This is a genomic window from Kitasatospora sp. NBC_01250 (assembly GCF_036226465.1).
Classification (GTDB): Bacteria; Actinomycetota; Actinomycetes; order Streptomycetales; family Streptomycetaceae; genus Kitasatospora.
Window position 1 is genome coordinate 5,337,290 of sequence record NZ_CP108476.1, and the last position, 18,698, is coordinate 5,355,987.

Annotated in this window: 14 protein-coding genes and 1 tRNA gene; 11 read left to right on the plus strand and 4 right to left on the minus strand. The window is 73.0% G+C overall.

Going from position 1 to position 18,698, the window contains the following annotated elements; genetic code table 11:
- Nucleotides 1–150: 150 nt before the first annotated feature.
- Entirely contained in the window at nt 151–1,182 is a 1,032-nt protein-coding gene (gene sepX, locus OG500_RS22510) for a divisome protein SepX/GlpR (protein ID WP_327068491.1), read from the plus strand.
- Between the two features lie 70 nt (nt 1,183–1,252).
- Nucleotides 1,253–1,326 (plus strand) — tRNA-Ala (locus OG500_RS22515).
- 197 nt (nt 1,327–1,523) lie between these two features.
- On the opposite strand, the gene OG500_RS22520 is transcribed toward OG500_RS22515, so the two are convergent.
- The 3 genes from OG500_RS22520 to OG500_RS22530 form a co-directional block, all read right to left on the minus strand.
- A complete protein-coding gene (locus OG500_RS22520) occupies nt 1,524–2,573 on the minus strand; it encodes a hypothetical protein (RefSeq protein ID WP_327068492.1) in 1,050 nt (349 codons plus the stop codon).
- A 132-nt stretch (nt 2,574–2,705) separates the two neighbouring features.
- Nucleotides 2,706–3,299, minus strand: a complete 594-nt coding sequence (locus tag OG500_RS22525) for a DUF6197 family protein (RefSeq protein WP_329582877.1) — start codon at nt 3,297–3,299, stop codon at nt 2,706–2,708.
- 172 nt (nt 3,300–3,471) lie between these two features.
- Nucleotides 3,472–4,692 (minus strand): aminoglycoside phosphotransferase family protein, encoded by a 1,221-nt coding sequence (locus OG500_RS22530; protein WP_329582880.1) that lies wholly within the window; start codon nt 4,690–4,692, stop codon nt 3,472–3,474.
- 81 nt (nt 4,693–4,773) lie between these two features.
- On the opposite strand from OG500_RS22530, the gene OG500_RS22535 reads away from it, so the two are divergent.
- From OG500_RS22535 to OG500_RS22575, 9 genes are all read left to right on the plus strand, one after another.
- Nucleotides 4,774–5,655: an ABC transporter ATP-binding protein gene (locus OG500_RS22535; RefSeq protein ID WP_329582883.1), complete on the plus strand. Its 882-nt coding sequence runs from the start codon at nt 4,774–4,776 to the stop codon at nt 5,653–5,655.
- Nucleotides 5,652–6,323, plus strand: coding sequence for an ABC transporter (locus tag OG500_RS22540; protein ID WP_329582886.1), 672 nt, complete (start codon nt 5,652–5,654; stop codon nt 6,321–6,323). Before OG500_RS22535 ends, OG500_RS22540 begins: the two co-directional genes overlap by 4 nt.
- A 156-nt stretch (nt 6,324–6,479) precedes the next feature.
- Complete coding sequence (locus OG500_RS22545; protein ID WP_329582890.1) at nt 6,480–8,072, plus strand: MFS transporter; 1,593 nt, start codon at nt 6,480–6,482, stop codon at nt 8,070–8,072.
- 180 nt (nt 8,073–8,252) lie between these two features.
- Nucleotides 8,253–8,765 carry a MarR family winged helix-turn-helix transcriptional regulator gene (locus OG500_RS22550; protein WP_327068498.1) on the plus strand — a complete coding sequence of 171 codons (513 nt, stop codon included), beginning with the start codon at nt 8,253–8,255 and terminating at the stop codon, nt 8,763–8,765.
- A 206-nt stretch (nt 8,766–8,971) separates the two neighbouring features.
- The gene (locus OG500_RS22555; protein ID WP_327068499.1) at nt 8,972–10,372 is read left to right on the plus strand and encodes an FtsW/RodA/SpoVE family cell cycle protein; all 1,401 of its coding nucleotides are present in this window, start codon (nt 8,972–8,974) and stop codon (nt 10,370–10,372) included.
- Entirely contained in the window at nt 10,372–11,889 is a 1,518-nt protein-coding gene (locus tag OG500_RS22560; RefSeq protein ID WP_329582895.1) for a penicillin-binding transpeptidase domain-containing protein, read from the plus strand. The genes OG500_RS22555 and OG500_RS22560 overlap by 1 nt, the downstream gene beginning before the upstream one ends.
- A gap of 115 nt (nt 11,890–12,004) precedes the next feature.
- Nucleotides 12,005–13,489, plus strand: a complete 1,485-nt coding sequence (locus tag OG500_RS22565; protein ID WP_442907053.1) for an APC family permease — start codon at nt 12,005–12,007, stop codon at nt 13,487–13,489.
- A gap of 80 nt (nt 13,490–13,569) precedes the next feature.
- Nucleotides 13,570–15,015: a glycosyltransferase 87 family protein gene (locus tag OG500_RS22570; protein WP_327068502.1), complete on the plus strand. Its 1,446-nt coding sequence runs from the start codon at nt 13,570–13,572 to the stop codon at nt 15,013–15,015.
- A gap of 65 nt (nt 15,016–15,080) precedes the next feature.
- A complete protein-coding gene (locus OG500_RS22575) occupies nt 15,081–16,748 on the plus strand; it encodes a N,N-dimethylformamidase beta subunit family domain-containing protein (protein WP_329582901.1) in 1,668 nt (555 codons plus the stop codon).
- A 63-nt stretch (nt 16,749–16,811) separates the two neighbouring features.
- Here OG500_RS22575 and OG500_RS22580 read toward each other — a convergent pair whose 3' ends face one another.
- Nucleotides 16,812–18,584 (minus strand): penicillin-binding transpeptidase domain-containing protein, encoded by a 1,773-nt coding sequence (locus tag OG500_RS22580; RefSeq protein WP_329582904.1) that lies wholly within the window; start codon nt 18,582–18,584, stop codon nt 16,812–16,814.
- Nucleotides 18,585–18,698: the final 114 nt, after the last annotated feature.

The following is an 18,698-nucleotide window of genomic DNA, read 5'->3' on the forward strand; positions in this document are numbered from 1 at the left end:
ATAAGTGTTCGAAACTCATATCGATATGGCATCACCGCCTCGGCAAGCGGTGACAAATTCCGGCAAAATAGTCAGAGAATCAGCTTGGCGCGGCGACACGCCGCGTCAAATTGCTGTCCGCCCTTACCCATCGCCCGTACGGTGTGAAACGTGAGCAGTAGCGGCCTCATCTACGCGGTCATCGTAGGGGCCTGGGCTGCCTATCTGGTGCCCATGTGGCTCCGCAGGCAGGACGAGCTCAACGAAGCGCGCCCGACAGAACGTTTCAGCACCGCCATCCGCCTGCTCGCCGGGCGGTCGGGGCTGGAGCGGCGGGCGTCCCGGGCCCTTGGCGACAACGACCCCACCACGACCTCGGACTCCGACCACAGCGGCGACGCGAACCACGGCGCGGGCGCCGTCGCGAGCGACCCCCGAAACGGCGGCACGGACACCGCCGGGACGGCTGACGGCATGTCACCGCCCTCGGCCGGCCCCGCCCTGTCCGCCGCCGCCATCGCCGGGGCCTCGGCCGCCGGCGACCGCCGGGCCCGGCTGCTGGCCCGGCGCCGGCGGATGGTCACCGTACTCTTCCTGGCCTTCGCGCTGGGGGCGATCACGGCGGCCGTGGCCGGCGTGGACTTCCTCTGGGCCCCCGCCCTGCCGGCCCTGCTGCTGACCCTCTACATCGGCCACCTGCGCCGCCTGGAGCGCCAGCGCTACGAGGTGAAGCTGGACCGCGTCAGGGCCGCCCAGGCGGCCCAGCGGGTACGCGAGCGCGAGCAGGTCCGGCTGGCCGCCACGGTCGCCCTGGTCCCGCCGGTCGAGGCCCTGGCGCCCGAGCCGGAGCAGGACCGCCCGGAGCTGCGGGTCGCCACCGCCCCGCCCGAGCCGCGCGGCGCCCGGCAGGCGCTGGTCGAGGCGACCGACCACCAGGAGTGGGTGGACGGCCTGCGCGAGCGCGCGGCCGCCGGACCGGACTCCTGGGAGCCGGTCCCGGTCCCGCTGCCCACCTACGTCACCGCCCCGGTGGCCCCGCGCGTCTCCCGTGGCCTGGACCTCGGGGCCCCGGGCACCTGGAGCTCGGGCCGACCCGTCGAGCCGGTCCACACCCCCCTGTTCGACCAGTACGAGACCCCGCTCCCGTCGGCCCCCCAGTCGGACGAGCACTACGCCACCCGCCCCCGCGCCGCCAACGAGTAGCCCCACCCCGCCCCACCAGCGGGGGGTGGTCACGGGACCCCTCCAGAAGGTGCTATTGTTTCTTCTCGTTGGGGCTGTGGCGCAGTCCGGTAGCGCACCTCGTTCGCATCGAGGGGGTCAGGGGTTCGAATCCCCTCAGCTCCACCCAACGGCCACGAGAGTGGTCATGAAATCCCCGCCCGGCCGATTCGGCCGGGCGGGGATTTCTGCTTTCCGGGATCCGTCCGGATGCTCCCCGACGGTCTTGTGAGGCAGGTCACTTCGGATGGGTGGAGGTTCGGCCGCCCGAGCTGTCGGACAGTCAGCGGCCGGACCTCCGGGCCGAAACCGGGTGGAGCGGGTCATGCCCGGAAGGCGGGCAGGCCGATCGCGTTGACGGTCATCGTGGGGGCGGCGGAGCCGTCGGTGGGCAGCGTGACGATGCCGGTGGGGGTGCGGGCGGCGATCAACTTGCCGTCCGGGGACAGGGCGGGCTCGGTGTAGTCGGTGGTCGCGTTCGGGGTGAGGTCCTTGGCGGTGGCGTTCTGCTGGCCCAGCGGCATTTCGAAGAGGTGGTCGTGGCCGCCGGAGGAGCGCACGAAGACCACGGTCGAGGCGTCGGGGGCGAGGGCCGGCTCGGAGCCCGCGGTGAGCGCGCGGGTCTGCTCGCGGGTGTAGTCGTCGCGGAGGTAGATCTTGCCGTCGGCGGTGTTCTCGTAGGCCGTGGTGATGCCGTGCGGTCCGGCCGTGTTCGCCCAGGCGTTGGCGCTCTGCGGCACCGCCGGGTCGTCGATGCCGGGCGACAGGTCCAACTTGGCCGGGGCGGCCCCGGCGGCGGTGGCCGGGACCGAGGCCAGGTGGGTGGTGCCGCCCTGGTCGACGGTGAAGATGACGTTGTTCTTGGCGGCCACCCCGTTCGCGTCGCCGGCCGCGTTCACCTGCCAGGTGGGGTGGGACCAGGTCTGGCCGCCGGGGTTGCGCGCCACGGTCACCTGGCCGCTGCCGTCGGGGTTGGCCACCACCAGGCTGCCGTCACCGTTCACGAAGGCGGCCTTGCTGCCGTCGGGGGACCAGGACAGGTCGCGGACCGGGGTGTGGAAGTCGACGGAGGTGCCGTTCATCATGACCAGCGGGGTGCCGTTGCTGACGGTGAGGGGCGAGTGGACGGTGCCGCTCGGGTCGGCGGGGGTGCTCGACGAGGCTCCGGGGGACTTGCCCTTCGCGGTGGGTGCGGCGGTCCCCGGGTGCGAGGAGCCGGCGGGCTGGGCGGCGGGTGCCGAAGCGCTCTGGGCGGGGGAGGTGGCCGCAACCTCGTCGGGCCCGCAGGCGGAGAGCAGCATGACGGCACCCGCGCTCAGCGCGGCGGCGAGGGCGACGGTGGTGGCGGGGCGGCGACGGTGGCGAGCAACCATGGTGAACTTCCCCCCGGAAGTGGTCTGGTGGGTTGTTGTTCGGACGAGATAAAGACTGTCGGTGGGAGGTTCGGTTACTGTCGAGCGCCTGTCACAGCGGTGCAACAGCACGAATGCGCCGCTCGCAGAGCCTCAGAGCCCGAGTCGGCGGGCGCGCAGCGCGGCCTGCTCCAGCAGTCGGTGGATGTCCGCCTGGCGGGTGCCGGGGCGGTCGTTGTACGCGTCGGGCGAGCTGACGGGCCGTCCGGTGGCGTGCAGCACCTCCATCACCTGCCAGCGTGCCGTCCGCACCGTGCTGACGGTGCCGTAGCCGTGGCCCAGCACGGCGGCCTGGGCGCCGAGCAGGCAGACCCGGCCGGCCGCGTCCCACATCGCGCCCTGCAGCCAGCCGTGCTGGGTGAGGTAGCGGGAGGTCAGCCGCAGGTGCTCGGCGGCGCTGAGCGGGACGGGCCGCGCCGCACGGTGCGCCAGCCGGTCGAGCAGGGTGCGGCGGGGGAGCGGGTGCTCGGCGTTCCAGGGCTGCAGCACGCGGCCGTACGGGCAGACGTACGGCGCGAGTGTCCGGGCCGGGAGCGGCAGCGAGGCGAGGTAGGCCTCGATCTCGGCGACCAGCCCGGAGCCGTCGGCCGCCAGGAGCAGGGGGCGGCCCGGTGCGGGCCAGGCCGGTCCGCTCTCGTCCGGTGCGGCCTTGTTCGGTGCGGGCCGGGTCGGCAGGGCTGGGCGCATGGCGGGCTCCTCTGTCCGGATTGTGCTGTTTGGTCCTCCTTTCCATGGAAACCGGACGGGCGCCCTCCGGCGCGCAGCGGCGGCGCCGGAGGGCGTGTCGACGGTGTGTCGGCGGGCTCGGCCGTGCGGGCAGGGCTGTCGGGGTTTGTCGGGGCTGTCGGGACTGCGGGCGCTACCGCGTCAGCGTCTCGAAGGAGTCGAGCGCGGCGCGCAGTTGGGCGGCCGGATCGCCCGCGTGGTAGCGCTCCTCGCTCGGCTCGATCCTGTCCAGGAACTCCTGGAACCGCACCGCGTAGGCGAGCAGGGCCAGCGGCTCGGCCAGCCGTAGCGCCGTCACCGGGTCGCTGCCGGGGACCAGGGCCCGCCAGCTCGCGGCCCAGGCCCCGGCCGCCTGCGCCCAGCGCTGCGGGGAGGTGAAGCCCTTGGGGCGCAGGCCGTCGATCGCCGGGTGGCCGTAGTGACTGTCGGCGAAGTCCACCAGCACCGTGCCCCGACCGGCCGAGCGCCAGTTGCCGGGGTGGAAGTCCCCGTGCAGCACGGTGTTCGGCAGCCCGCAGGCGGCCAGCTGCTCGATAAGCCGGGGCAGCCGGTCGGCCATCAGGCGGGCCCGCACCAGCTCCGCGGCCGTCAGCTCGGCGCCCGCCGGGCCCTCCAGCAGCGGTCCGAGGGCCGCGGCCAGCCGCTGCGGCGAGCGGTCCGGCAGCCCGGCGGGCGCGCCGTCCGGGTGGCGGGCGGCGAGTGCTGCCTGGGCCCGGGCCAGCCGCGGCACGGTGGCCGCGACGACCTCGCCGGACGGGTCCCAGCAGTCCTCGCCCGGCACGTGGTCGAGCAGCAGCAGGCGCCGGTCCGGATCGGCGGCCAGCACGGTCGGCGCGAAGCCCGGCTCCACCGCGTCGAACAGGTCGATCACCGCGGCCTCGTCGACCGAGAAGCCGCGCCCGGTCTTCAGCCAGGCAGGTCCGGCCGCGGTGGGCAGCCGGAACAGCCCGGCCAGGTTCCAGGTCTTCACCTGTTCGACCGGCCCGGTCACCGGCCGCCCGGCCGCGGCCAGCGCCCGCTCGGCCCAGGCCAGGGCGGCCCGGACGCCGGTGGCGGTCGCGTAGCGGGCGCGGCGCGGGTGCGGCTGCGCGAGCAGTGCCGACTCCTGCGGGGTGGCGGGCCGGTCCGCCCCGCGCACCGGCTCGCGCAGCGCCTCGGCGTGGTAGCGCACCAGTCCGCCCAGGCCATCGGCACCGCCCTCGACGTCCAGCAGGCGCAGCACCACCACCGGCACGCCGAGCGTCGCCGTCAGCCGGGCGGCCACCGGCTCCACGTCGTGCCAGCGGGGCCGGGGGACCGGGAACGGCCCCACCACCCCCAACTCCATTTCGCCGCAGGACAGCAGGACACTCACCGTACGATCGGAAGCACTGTTCACCGGGGGAGTCTGCGGGGCGCCGAGCGCCCGCCGCGACCCATTTTGCGGGAGGACCGGATGGATCGGTTGCGGCTGGCGGGGGCGGCCAAGCGGTACGGGCGCGCGGGGCCCTGGGTGCTGCACGGGGTCGATCTCACGCTCGGGGCCGGTGCCCTGGCGCGGATCGAGGGGGCGAACGGCAGCGGCAAGTCCACGCTGCTCAAGCTGGTCGCCGGGGTCGAGCCGCCGAGCCGGGGCCGGGTCGAGGTCGGCGGGCGCCGGGCCTACGTCCCGGAGCGCTTCCCGCCGGCGCTGCCCTTCGACCCGGCCACCTATCTGCGCCGGCTCGGCCGGATCCACGGACTGAGCGCGGCGCGGGCGGCCGAGCGCGCGGAGTTCTGGCTGGACCGCTTCGGCATCGCCGACCGGGCCGGCACCCCGCTGAGCCGGCTCTCCAAGGGCACCTGTCAGAAGGTCGCGATCGCCCAGGCGCTGCTCGCCGAGGCCGACGTGCTGCTGCTCGACGAGGCCTGGACCGGGCTCGACCAGGCGGCCCGGGGCACCCTGGACGAGGCGGCGGTGGAGCGGGCCGCGGCCGGGGGCGCGGTGCTCTTCGTGGACCACGACCCGGCCCGGCTGGCGGGACGGGTGACCGAGGCCCACCGGGTCGAGCAGGGCGTGCTGACGCCGGTTCGGCTGCCCGCCCTCCAGGCACCGCGGCAGCTGGTGTCCATCCGGGTGGCGGTGGCCGAGCTGCCCGATCGGCTGCCCGGCGCGCCCAGCTGGGAGCGCGAGCCGGACGGCACCGTGCTGTTGCGGGTCGGCGCCGGCCAGTCGGACGCGCTGCTGCGCCGGTTGCTGACCGGGTCGGCCCCGGTGCGGGTGCTCGACGTGCGCACGGCGGCCGAGACACCCGGGACCGAAGCGCCCGGGGCCGAAGCACGGGAGGAGGTCCGGTGATCGCGCTGCTCCGCTATCAGTTCGAGCTGTTGGTCCGCTCCCAGCGCTGGCTGCCGCCGTTCCTCGGCTTCGCGCTGGTCCTGGGCATGGGGGTGGCGGGCGATCAGCCCATGATGGACTGCCACGCCTACGCGGCGGCGCTGCTGATCCCGGTCACCGCCTGGTACATGCGCTGCGCGCTGACCGCCGACCCGCCGGCCGCGCGGGCCTGCCTGGTGGCGCCCGCCGGTCCGGCGCGCGTCTACCTGGCCTCGCTGGGCGCTGCGCTGGGCGCGGGACTGCTGCTGGCGCTGCTGGAGGTGGGCGTCATCTGGCTGGTCTGCGGGCGCACCACGATCCGGCCCGGCTTCGAGGTGTCCTGGCCGCACGCGGCGGCGGCCGGCCTGCTCGCGGCCGTCTGCGGGGTGCTGGTCGGCGCGGTGGTCGGCGCGTTGAGCCACCGCCCGGTGCTGCTACGCGGCTCCTACGGGATCCTGGCGGTGCTCGGCCTCACGGTGCCGGCCTGGGTGCTGCCGGTGTCGCCCGCCAACCAGGCCGTGCGGGCGCTGATGACCGGCTCGCAGCGGGCGCACGTGTGCTACCCGCTGCTCGCCCCGGCACTCGCCGCCTTGCTGCTGCTGGCCGTGGCCGCCGGCGCGGCCGTGCTGGCCGGGCGGCGCACCGAGTAGCCGCGCCGCCACGAGGGACCGAAGGGCCGCCGATCACCGATCGGCGGCCCTTCGTCGTACCCGGACCGTCCATTGATTGACAGTCTGGATCCGGATCACTAGTTTCGTCAATCATCGGAATCTAGATGATTTGTTTTCCTATCACTGGGGGTTACGATGTCCGTCGCACCGACCGTCACCGAGGCGGATGCCGCCTCCGCCGCACCACCGGTCAGGTCCCCCGGCCGCTGGTGGACGCTCGGCATCGTCTCGATCGCCACGTTCATGCTGATGCTCGACCTGACCGTGGTGAACGTGGCGCTGCCCGACCTGCGCACCGCGCTGCACGCCGACTTCTCCGCGCTGCAGTGGGTGCTCGACGCCTACGCGCTGACCCTGGCCGCCTTCCTGCTCACCGGCGGTTCGCTGGCCGACCGGCTGGGGCGCAAGCGGGTGTACGGGGTCGGCTTCGTCGTCTTCACCGCGGCCTCGCTGGCCTGCGGGGCGGCGCCGGACATCCTGGCGCTCAACCTGGCCCGCGGCGTGCAGGGAGTGGGTGCGGCGGTGCTCTTCGCGGTCGGTCCGGCGCTGATCGGACAGGAGTTCCGCGGCAAGGACCGGGCGCTGGCGTTCGGCGTCTTCGGCGGGGTCTCCGGCCTCGCGATCGCCTTCGGCCCGCTGATCGGCGGCGCGCTCACCGACGGGATCGGCTGGCGCTGGATCTTCCTGGTGAACGTGCCGATCGGCCTGGTCGCGATGGTGCTCGGCGCGCTGCGGATCACCGAGTCGCGCGACCCGGCCGCGCACCGGGTGGACTGGGGCGGTCTGGTGGTCTTCTCGGCCGCGCTCGCCCTGCTGGTGCTGGGCTTCCTGCGCGGCGAGGCCGAGGGCTGGACCAGCGCGCCGATCATCGGCATGTTCGGCGGCGCGGCACTGCTGCTGGCCGTGTTCGTGCTGATCGAGCGCCGGCTCGGCGCGGCGGCCATGCTCGACCTAGGCCTGTTCCGCAACGTCACCTTCAACGGCATCTCGGTGGCCACCCTGCTGGCGAACGCGGCCGGCATGTCGGCGATCTTCCTGGAGGTGTCGTACATGCAGAACGTGCTCGGCTACTCGCCGCTCGCCACCGGGCTGCGCTTCCTGCCGCTGACCCTGACGCTCTTCGTCGCCGCCGCGGTCACCGGCAGCCTGACCGCCTCGGTCGCGCCGCGGCTGCTGGTCGGCTCCGCGGTCACCCTGATGTCGGCCGGCCTCTTCCTGGTGACCCTGGTCAAGCCGGGCAGCAGCTGGCTCGCGCTGCTGCCGGCCATGCTGCTCACCGGTCTGGGGATGGGCATGTTCAACCCGCCGCGCTCCTCGCTGGCGATCGGAGTGGCCGAGCCGGCCAAGGCGGGCATGGCGGCCGGGATCGGCGAAACCTTTCAGCAGGTGGGGATCGCGATCGGGATCGCCGGCTTCGGCGCGCTCTTCCAGCACCGGGTGGCCGACTCCTTCGCCCACTCCGCGGCCGGGGCCGCGCTCGGGCCGCAGGGCGGCGCGGCGGGTCAGGCGGTGGCCGCCGGGGCGGGCCGCACCCTGGCCGCCTCGGTGCCGGGGCCGCTGCGGGCGGGGGTCCAGACGGCGGCGCGCGAGGCCTTCGTGCACGGGCTGACCGACGTGCTGATCGGCTGCGGTGCGGTGGCGGCGGTCGGTGCGGTGGCCGGCTTCCTCTTCATCCGCGGCCGCGACCTGCACGAGAGCGCGCTGGCCGGCGCCGAGCTGGGCCACTGAGGCTCGCCGGCGGAGCGCCGGGCATGCCGCGATTCATTGATGGTCGAAAGGGCCGATGATAGATTCTTGGCAGGATTCGGGAAATCCACGAATCCAAGAGTCCAAGAGTCCAAGAGTTCATGGGACCGCGGCACGACCTGGCCTGGAGCCCCGGACTCCCGATGGATGGGAGATCCCCCGATGCCCCGCACCCAGCCGGCGCCCCAGCGCCCCGCCGCCACCGCGGCGAGCGCCCCCGCCACGCTGCGCCACGACTTCCCGCTCGCCGATCACACCGGCATCCTGCTGCACAAGGCCGGGCTGCTGATCGAGCAGGAGGTCGACGCGGCGCTCGGCGCGGCCGGGTTCAAGCTCCGCAACTTCCTGGTGCTGGCCGCGCTCTCCGGCGAGGCCGAGCTCTCCCAGCAGGACCTCAGCCAGGTGATCAACCTGGACCCGACCACGGTGGTCGCCCTGATCGACGACTTGGAGAAGGCCGGGCACGTCGAGCGCCGGCGCAACCCGGCCGACCGGCGCCGCTACATCCTCGGCATCACCGAGGCCGGCCGCGCGGCGCTGGCCGAGACCCAGCAGGTGGCCGAGGAGGCCGAGCTCGCCTTCTTCGCCCGGCTGTCGGCGGGTGGGCGCGAACAACTGCACGAGATGCTCTCGGTGCTGCTGGTCGACCGGTGGCCCAACTCGGTCTGCATCTGACCCGGCGGCGGCCGGCCGATCCCAGCGGCGGCGAGCGGAACACTCCGCTCGCCGCCGTTCTCATGCATGCGGCCGAGCCCGCCGGGGCATCGGACTGAACAGGGTGGATCAGACGACTGACGTAAAGTCAACATAAAATAGGACATTAGGTTACAATCGCCCGCAGAACTCCCTGACGTCGCGCCAGACAGGAGCAGCGGTCGCCCATGGCCACATCCGCCGTCACCGCCGCGCGCGGCGAGCCGTCCGGGCCGCGTCCCAGAACCGGCCGCAACGTCGAACTCGTCCTGGTGCTGGCCGCGGTGGCGATCGCGGTGTTCGGGTACATCGAGGTCGGGCTCAACATCGACGGCACGGTTCCCAAGGACGCGGCCGAGTACGGCGCGGCGCTCGGCGTGCTCGCGCTGCTCGCGCACGGGGTGATCCGCTGGAAGGCCAGGTACGCCGACCCGCTGCCGCTGCCGATCGCGGTGCTGCTCAACGGGATCGGACTGGTCGTCATCTACCGGCTGGACCGCACCACCCCGCACAGTTCGGCGGCGCCCACCCAACTGCTCTGGTCCACCCTCGGGGTGGGGCTGTGCATCGCGGTGATCCTGCTGCTGCGCGACCACCGCCTGCTGCAGCGCTACGCCTACAGCGGGGCGCTGGTGGCCCTGGTGCTGCTGGTGGTGCCGATCTTCTTCCCGGCCGTGTACGGCTCGCGGATCTGGATCACCGTCGGCCCCTTCTCGATCCAGCCGGGCGAGTTCGCCAAGATCCTGCTGGTGATCTTCTTCGCCGCGTACCTGGCCGCGCACCGCGACGCGCTGGCGCTGACCGGGCGGCGGATCTGGCCCAGCAGGAATCAGAACTGGACGTTGCCACCGGGGCGGGTGCTCGGCCCGGTGCTGCTGGTCTGGGCGGCGTTCATCGGCGTGCTGGTCGTGGAGACCGACCTCGGCATGTCGCTGCTCTACTTCGGGATCTTCGTGGTGATGCTCTACGTGGCCACCGCCCGGATCAGCTGGATCGCGATCGGCCTGGTGCTGGCCGCGGCCGGCGTGGTGGTGGTCGGCTGGCTGTCGCCGCACGTGCACTCCCGGGTCGACCAGTGGCTGCACCCGCTCGCCTCGGTGGCGGCCGGGCAGGGCGCCAACCAGATCGCGCAGTCGCTCTTCGCCTTCGCCTGGGGCGGGCTGCTGGGGGCCGGGCTCGGGCTCGGCCACTCGGCGCTGATCGGGTTCGCCGCCAAGTCCGACTTCATCTTCGCCACCATCGGCGAGGAGCTCGGCCTGGTCGGCCTGGTGGCGGTGCTGCTCCTCTATCTCCTGCTGATCTCGCGCGGCTTCCGGATCGGGATCGCGCTGCGCGACCCGTTCGGCCGGCTGCTGGCGATCGGGCTGGCCGCCGCGGTCGGACTGCAGGTCTTCGTGGTGGCCGGCGGGGTGCTCGCGCTGATCCCGCTGACCGGGGCCACGCTGCCGTTCATCGCCCAGGGCGGCTCCTCGGTGGTGACCAACTGGATCATCGTGGCGCTGCTGGTCCGGATGAGCGACCTCGCGCGCCGTCCCGCCCCGCCCGGGTCCGCCCGTGCGCAGTCCGAACCACCGGAGGTGGCCCGCTGATGGCCCGTCGATCGCGCGGCCGGGGCGACGGCCCCCAGGGGCTGCCGGGTATCTCGATCACCGGGCGCCGGGCCGGCCTGTTCTGCCTGGTGCTGATCCTGCTGCTGGCCGCCCAGGCCACCCGGATCCAGGTCTTCCAGGCCAAGGGGTACGACCACAACCCGGCCAACCAACGCCTGACCATCGAGCGCTACTCCCAGCCGCGCGGGAACATCCTGGTCGGTGACACCCCGATCACCGGTTCCGCGCCCACCGGCGGGCGCTTCAACTACAAGCGCACCTACACCGCCGGCCAGCAGTACGCCGCCGTCACCGGCTACTCCTCGCAGATCTACGGCAACACCCAGCTGGAGGGCACCGAGGACGGCATCCTCTCCGGCACCGACTCCCGGTTGGACGGGTGGGCGGTCTGGAACGCGATCGCCCGCAAGCAGAACCCGGGCGGCGACGTCTACACCACCATCAACGCCGCCGCCCAGCAGGCCGCGATGCAGGGGCTGGGCAACCAGAAGGGCGCGGTGGCCGCGATCGAGCCGAGCACCGGGCGGATCCTGGCGCTGGCCAGCACCCCGTCCTACGACCCGGGCACGTTCGCCGGGACGAGCAGCGCCGACCAGAGCGCCTGGACCAAGCTGCAGGCCGACAGCGACCAGCCGATGCTCAACCGGGCGCTGCGGCAGACCTACCCGCCCGGTTCCACCTTCAAGGTGGTCACCGCCGCGGCGGCGCTGGCGAACGGGGTGGTCACCGACATCAACGCGCCGACCAGCACGCCCTACCCCTACGTGCTGCCGGGCACCACCACCACGCTGGTCAACGACACCAGCTCCTGCGACCAGCCGAACATCGACCTGGACACCGCGATGACGCTCTCCTGCAACAGCGTCATGGGCAACCTGGGCGTGCAGACCGGGCTGGACAAGATGACGGCGATGGCCGAGAACTTCGGCTTCAACGACCCGAAGCTCGACATCCCGGTGCGCGCCGCACGGAGCAACTTCGACACCCAGATGAACCAGTCCCAGGTGGCGCTCTCCTCGATCGGCCAGTTCGACACCGCCGCCACCCCGCTGGTGATGGCGATGGTCGCGGCGGGCGTGGCCAACAACGGCACGGTGATGTATCCCCAGCTTGTGGACAAGCTGGCGAAGTCCGACGGCGACACGGTCCAGCTGATGAAGCCGCGCACCTACAAGCAGGCGATGAGCCCCGCGGTGGCCGGTCAGGTGCAGCAGCTGATGACCGACGTGGTGCAGAACGGGACGGGTCGCAACGCCCGGATCCCCGGCGCCACGGTCGGCGGCAAGACCGGGACCGCCCAGCACGGGGTGGACAACTCCGGGACGCCGTACGCCTGGTTCATCTCCTGGGCCAAGCCGGCCGGCTCCTCGGACGTGCCGCCGGTGGCGGTCGCCGTGGTGATCGCGGACAGCAATGCGACCGATGTCACAGGCGGCCAGCTGGCGGCGCCGATCGCCAAGTCGGTCATGCAGGCGGTGCTTGGCTCCACGGGCTGAGCCGGGGTCCGGCCGGGGCCGGCCAGGGGTGGTTCGAGGGCGAAGAGGGCCGGGAGCGAGCGGCCCGGGTGCCGTGCGGCCTGATGGTGTTATGTATGCTTCGTTACTGATATTTATGCATAACCCCGGAAGAGAGCCCGTCGTGCCCAGCACCGCCCCCCTCGCTCAGCGCATGCTGCGGCGCAAGCCGGTCGAGACCCTGATCGCCGAGAGCACCGGCGGCGGTGCCCAGAGCGGTCTGCGCCGCACGATCGGTCTGTGGCAGCTGTCGGCGATCGGCATCGGGGCCACGGTCGGCACCGGGATCTTCTTCGTGCTCAGCTCGGCGGTGCCCGAGGCCGGCCCGGCCGTGGTGCTCTCCTTCGTGCTGGCCGCGGTCACCGCCGGCCTGAGCGCGCTCTGCTACGCCGAGCTGGCCTCCGCGATCCCGGTCTCCGGCTCCTCGTACAGCTACGCCTACGCGACCCTCGGCGAGGCCACCGCCTACGTGGTCGGGGTCTGCCTGCTGCTGGAGTACGGGGTCTCGGCCTCGGCGATCGCGGTCAGCTGGGGGCAGTACCTGAACAAGTTCTGCCAGCTGGCCTTCGGCGTCACCATCCCGGACTGGCTGGCGCAGCCGCCCGGCGACGGCGGGGTCTTCAACCTGCCCGCGGTGGTCCTGGTGGCCCTGGTCTGCCTGCTGCTGGTGCGCGGGGTCAGCGAGAGCGCCAAGGTGAACGCGGCCATGGTGGCGATCAAGATCGTGGTGCTGGGCCTCTTCGTCGCGGTCGGCCTGACCGGCTTCCACTCGGGCAACCTGCACGACTTCATGCCGCTGGGCATCGGCGGCGTCGGCACCGCCGCCTCCGGCATCTTCTTCTCCTTCATCGGCCTGGACGCCGTCTCCACCGCCGGCGAGGAGGTCCGCGACCCGCGCCGCACCCTGCCGCGGGCGATCATCATCTCGCTGGTGGTGGTCACCCTGCTCTACGTCGCGGTCGCGCTGGTGGCGATCGGCGCCCAGCCCTGGCAGAAGTTCGACGGGCAGGAGGCCGGGCTGGCGCAGATCCTGCAGGACCTCACCGGGCAGACCTGGCCGGCCCTGATCTTCGCGCTCGGCGCGATCGTCTCGATCTTCAGCGTCACCCTGGTGGTGATCTACGGCCAGACCCGGATCCTGTACTCGATGGGCCGCGACGGGATGCTGCCCGCGCGCTTCGCCCGGGTCTCCGCACGCACCGGCACGCCGGTCTGGAACACCCTGGTGGTCAGCCTGGCCGTCGCCCTGCTGGCCGCATTCGTCCCGCTCGACATCCTCACCGATCTGACCAGCCTGGGTACCCTGTGCGCCTTCGCGGTGGTCTCGGTGGGCGTGATCGTGCTGCGGCGGCGCAGCCCCGGGCTGCAGCGCGGCTTCAAGGTGCCCGGGTACCCCGTCACGCCGCTGCTCAGCGTGGGGTTCTGCCTCTACCTGATCCGCGGGCTGCACCCGCTGACCTTCCTCTTCTTCGGCGTCGCGCTGCTGATCGCGGCCGCTGCCTACTTCGGCTACGGCATCCGACACTCCCGGCTGGAGGTCACCACGCGTGCGTCCGCCGTACCGGAGCGTGCGTTCGACTGACGCTCTAACGGATGGATTGCGATCTGGCTAGCCCCCGCAGTCTGAGGACAGCGGGCGGTTCACCGAAATAACCTTCCCCCATGGTGACCACCCGTTCGTCCGGCGCCCCTCGGGCCCGCGGCCGGTTCGGCGTCCGACGCGGCACGAAGGCGCCCGCCGGCCGACCCGCGGGATACCCCGGCGGCCACCCGGTCGGCCACCGCACCCGCCTCGAGGCCGGTGCGGCGCCGCGCTCGGCACTGCCCCGGCAGCGTCCGACGGAGAGTGCCACCGATCCCGTGGGGTCCGGGCGCGGTCAGCGGATCGCGGCGCTGGGCATGCGGCTGGGCGGGATGCGTTCGGTGCACCTGTTCGGCTGTCTGGTCGCGGCCGGCTGGGCGGCGGCCTTCCCGATCGTCTCCGACCTGGCCAACCAGCGGCTCTGGGGGAGCGTCGCCGCTCCCGCCTACCTGCTGGCGGGGCTGGCCGTGGTCACCCTGCCGCGCCCCTGGGCCGGGCGGGTGGCCGCCGTGATCGCGCTGCTCGGCGCGGTGCTGCTGCCGCTCGGCGTGCTGGCCGCGCAGGGGCACCACCAGTCCGAGGTGATGGTGGTCGAGCGCTCCGCCCAGCTGCTGCTGCACACCGGCACGCCCTACCTGCCGCATCCGGCGAAGGTCACCGACTTCAACCCCTACCTGCCGGCCATGGCGCTGTTCGGGCTGCCGCGCGCCCTGCTCGGCACGGACGGCCTGCTCTGCCGGGTGTTCGGCGACGCCAGGATCTGGTTCGCCCTCAGCTTCCTGGGCTGTCTGACCATCAGCTGGCGGCTGCTGCGGCCCACCCGCCAGTACTCCGCGCTGCTGCCGCTCGGCGTGCTCACCGGCTCGCCGCTGATCGCGCTGACGCTGGCCGTCGGCGGGGTGGACCTGCCGCTGATCGGCGTCTGCTGCCTGGCGATGGCGCTGGCCGCCCGCGGGCGGGCGATCGCCGCGGGGCTGGTGCTGGCGCTGGCCTGCACCCTCAAATGGACCGCCTGGCCGGCGCTGCCGGTGGCCGTCCTGCTGCTCTGGCGGCTCTACGGGCGGCGCCCGGCCGGCCGGGCCGCGCTGACCGCCGTGCTGGTGGGCGCGGCGGTGATCCTGCCGTTCGCGCTGACCCGGACCCAGAACTTCCTCAACCAGGTGATCCGCTTCCCGCTCGGCCTGGCCGCGGTGCGCACCCCGGCCGGCAGCCCGTTGCCCGGCAAGGTGCTGGCCGACCTCGGCCCGGTGGGGCACACCATCTCGATCGTGCTGATGGTGCTGGGCGGGGTGGCGGTGGCCGGCTGGCTGCTGCTGAGACCGCCGACCTCGGCGGTGGCCGCGGCCGACCTGCTGGCCGGCGGGCTGACGATCGCCTTCATGCTGGCGCCGGCCGGGCGGTTCGGCTACCTCGCGCTGCCCGCCGTGCTGGCGATCTGGCCCCGACTGGCCGCCCGCTCCTGGACCGGGCGGCTCTCAGGGACCGCACGTACGGTGGAGACCGAAGGCGTCGCGGTGGTCCACTAGCGGGCGCTGACCACGTGTGAGGGCGCCCGTGTCGCGTCCGACCGGAGTGCTTGGGAGGCAGTCGGATGACCGGGCAGGAATCCCCCGAGGAGCGGTCCCCCGAGGAACGGGCCCCTGATGGGCGGCCCCTTGACGAGCGTGCCGCGCGACGGGGAACCGGCCGGCGGCGGTTCCTCGGTCTGGCCGGCGGGGCCGCGGCCGGGGTGGGCCTGACGGCCTGTGGGACCGGCTCCGGGTCGGCGAACCGGGCCCTGGCCGCGACGGCGAGCAGCGGTGCCGGTGGCTCCTCCGGCGCGGCCCCGGGCGGCACGGGCAGCGCCGCGCCGAGCCCGCAGCGGGAGAACGACAAGCCGGGCAACCCCGATTGGCGGATCGGCAACGCCGGTCCCGACCAGGCCATCGAGGGCTGGGCGGACAAGGTCAGCGTGCTGCCGGGCGAGAGCTTCGGGCTGCACGTCTCCACCACCGCGCCCGGCTACAAGGTCTCGGCCTACCGGATGGGCTGGTACGGCGGCGCGCGCGGCCGGCTGGTCTGGCAGTCCGACCAGCTGCCGGGGACGAAGCAGTCGGCCGCCGCCCTGGACCCGCACACCCGGATGATCAGCACCGACTGGTCGAAGAGCACCACGGTGGACACCACCGGCTGGCCCGAGGGCAGCTACCTGCTGCGGCTGGACGCCGCGGACGGCGCCGGGCAGCGGTACGTGCCGGTCACCGTCCGCTCGGCGGTGACCGCCGGGAAGCTGGTGGTGGTGAACGCCGTGGCCACCTGGCAGGCCTACAACACCTGGAGCGGCTACAACCTCTACAACGGCGAGAACGGCGCGTACGCGACCCGCTCGCTGGTCGTCTCCTTCGACCGCCCGTACCACGAGTACGACGGCGCCGGGCTCTTCATGGTCTACGAGACGCCGCTGATAGCCCTGGCCGAGCGGCTCGGGCTGCCGCTGGCGTACACCACCAGCACCGACCTGGCCGGGCAGCCTGGCCTGCTCAAGGGCGCGCTCGCGGTGCTCTCGCTCGGGCACGACGAGTACTGGTCGCCCGAGCAGCGCGCCAACGTGGCCGCGGCCCGGGACGCCGGGACCAACCTGGCGATCCTGGGCGCCAACTGCTGCTTCCGCCGGGTGCGTTACGAGCCCTCGCCGACCGGCCCGGACCGGCAGGTGGTCTGCTACAAGGACTCCTTCCAGCAGGACCCGGGCTACAAGGCCGGCGGGCTGCCGACCAACGACTACCGGGTGGCCCCGCACGCCGACCCGGAGAGCTCGCTGCTCGGCGTGATCTACGACGGCTACCCGGTGGACGCGCCCTACGTGGTGGGCGACCCGGGCCACTGGCTCTTCGCCGGCACCGGCGTGCAGGCCGGCGACAGCTTCGCGCACCTGGTCGGGGTCGAGTACGACCGGGTGAACACCGGCTTCGACACGCCGCGCCCGATCGAGATCCTGGCCCACTCGCCGGTGGTCTGCGAGGGCCGCAAGAGCTTCAGCGACACCGCCTTCTACCGCGCGCCCAGCGGGGCCGGCGTCTTCGCCAGCGGCACCATGCGCTGGGTGGAGTCGCTGGACGCCAGCGGCGACGGCAGTTCGGGTGCGGACCACGCGATGGACGCCCGGACCGCGGCGATGACCCAGCGGGTGACGGAGAACCTGCTGCAGGCCTTCGCGGCCGGCCCGGCGGGTGCGGCGCACCCGCCGCAGGACAACGTGGCGGCGGTGTACGGAACCTGACGACGAGACCCCCGTGCCCGCCAGGACGGCGGGCACGGGGGTCTCGTCGGACGATCGGACCGGTCAGCTCCCGTTGCCGACCTTGAGCACCTCGGCCGCGGCAGGCACCGCGGCGTCGGCGCCGAAGCCGCCGTTGATCACCTCGACGGAGACCGCCAGGTTGTCCCGGTAGCCGGTGAACCAGCTGTTGGTGGCGGCCTTGGGGTCGCTGGAGGTCTCGGCGGTGCCGGTCTTGCCGCCGATGTTGCCGCTGGCGCCCTGCAGCGCGTTGTACGCGGTGCCCGACGGGTTGGTCATCACGCTGTTCATCATCGAGCGCAGCTTGGTCAGGGTGTCCGGCGACAGCTGCCGGGCGGCCGGCAGCTGCGGCATGCCCGCCACCAGGACCGGCTGCTTGAAGGTGCCGCTCTCCACGGTCGCCGCGACCGAGGCCATGGTCAGCGGGTTCATCAGGTCCTTGCCCTGGCCGAAGTACTCGCCCTCGGTCTCGTCCGTGCTCTGGCCCGCGCCGGGAACCGAGCCGTCGAAGGTGGGGAAGCCGATCTTCCAGTTCTGCCCGATCCCGAACACGTCCGAGGCCTGCTTGTTGAGCTGACCGGACTTCAGGCTGGCCATGCTCTGCTTGATGAAGGCGGTGTTGCAGGAGATGGTGAAGTCCTGCATGAACGTGTTGTTGGGCTCGTCGGCCTTGAAGTTGGCGTCGTTGTGGTAGATCGTGCCGCTGCCGTAGCTGAGCGGGCAGGGCATGGTCGCGTTCGGGTCCACCCCGGCCTCCAGCAGCGCGCTGGCGGTGATCACCTTCATCGTGGAGCCGGGCGCGGTCTGGCCCTGGAGCGCCATGTTGAACCCGGTCGCCGGCGAGTTCGCGACCGCCAGGACGTTGCCGGTGCTCGGCTCGATGGCGACAACCCCCGCCTTGTGGCTCGGGTCCTTGGCGTACTGCTCGTCGGCCGCCTTCTGCGCGGCCGCCTGCAGGTTCGCGTCGATGGTCAGCTTGATCGGCTGGCCGGGCTTGGGGTCGATCACGGTGAACAGCGGCTGCGGCTTGGTCTTGCCCGCCGGGTCCACGATCGCCACGCCGGTGCCGGCGTCGGCCGGGTTCTGGGCGGGCGGGTTCGTCTGGAAGTTCGCCAGGATCTGGTTGAGCGAGGGGGAGTTCTGCAGCGACTGGCCGTTGCGGTCGGTGACCCGGGTGGGCGGGTTGTAGACCGGCTGGGTGACGATCTGCTGGCCCGGGCCGAGGTGTGGGTTGATCACGGTCGGCGCCCAGTCCACCGCGGCCGTGCCGTCGCTCATCTTCACCATGCCGAGGTACCCGGTGTAGTCCCAGGTGTTGCTGGTGTTCGCGAACTCGACGTGGGACTTGAAGGTGAGCAGCACCTGGCTGGCCGGTGCGGCCGAGGCCGACGGGGACGGCGAGCCGGAGGTGCCGGCCGAGGCGGACGGCGAGGGCTTGGCGGCGGCGCCGGAGGGCTGCGCGGTGGCCGAGGCGAAGGCCGCGGGGGTGGTGGGCACGCCCGGGGTCAGGGTGATCGCGCTCGGCTTCACCTGCTGCTGGAAGGCGGTCAGCGCGGCCAGCGCGCTCGCCGGGTCGTCGGTCAGCTTGCTGGCGCCCTGCAGGTCACCGCTGGCCCAGGCGGCCAGGAAGGCCTTGGCGCCGTTGGCCGCCAGGTCGGGCGAGGGTGACTCGGCGACCACCGTGCGGGGCTTGGGCGCAGCCGGTGAGGCGGACTTCTTGCTGTCCGAGCCGACCAGTGAGTACGCCCCGTACCCGCCCGCGCCGAGCATGGCGGCTGCGATGGCGCTGACGATGGCGGTCTTCGCGCCCTGACGCATGGTGGTGCTCCCCCTTGGGATGACGACGAGGACTGGGTGACCGGCCGAAACCGGCAGCCCAGCCTAAGCCTGCGCCGGGGGTGCCCCGGCGCAGCGGGGCACCTCGTGACAGAG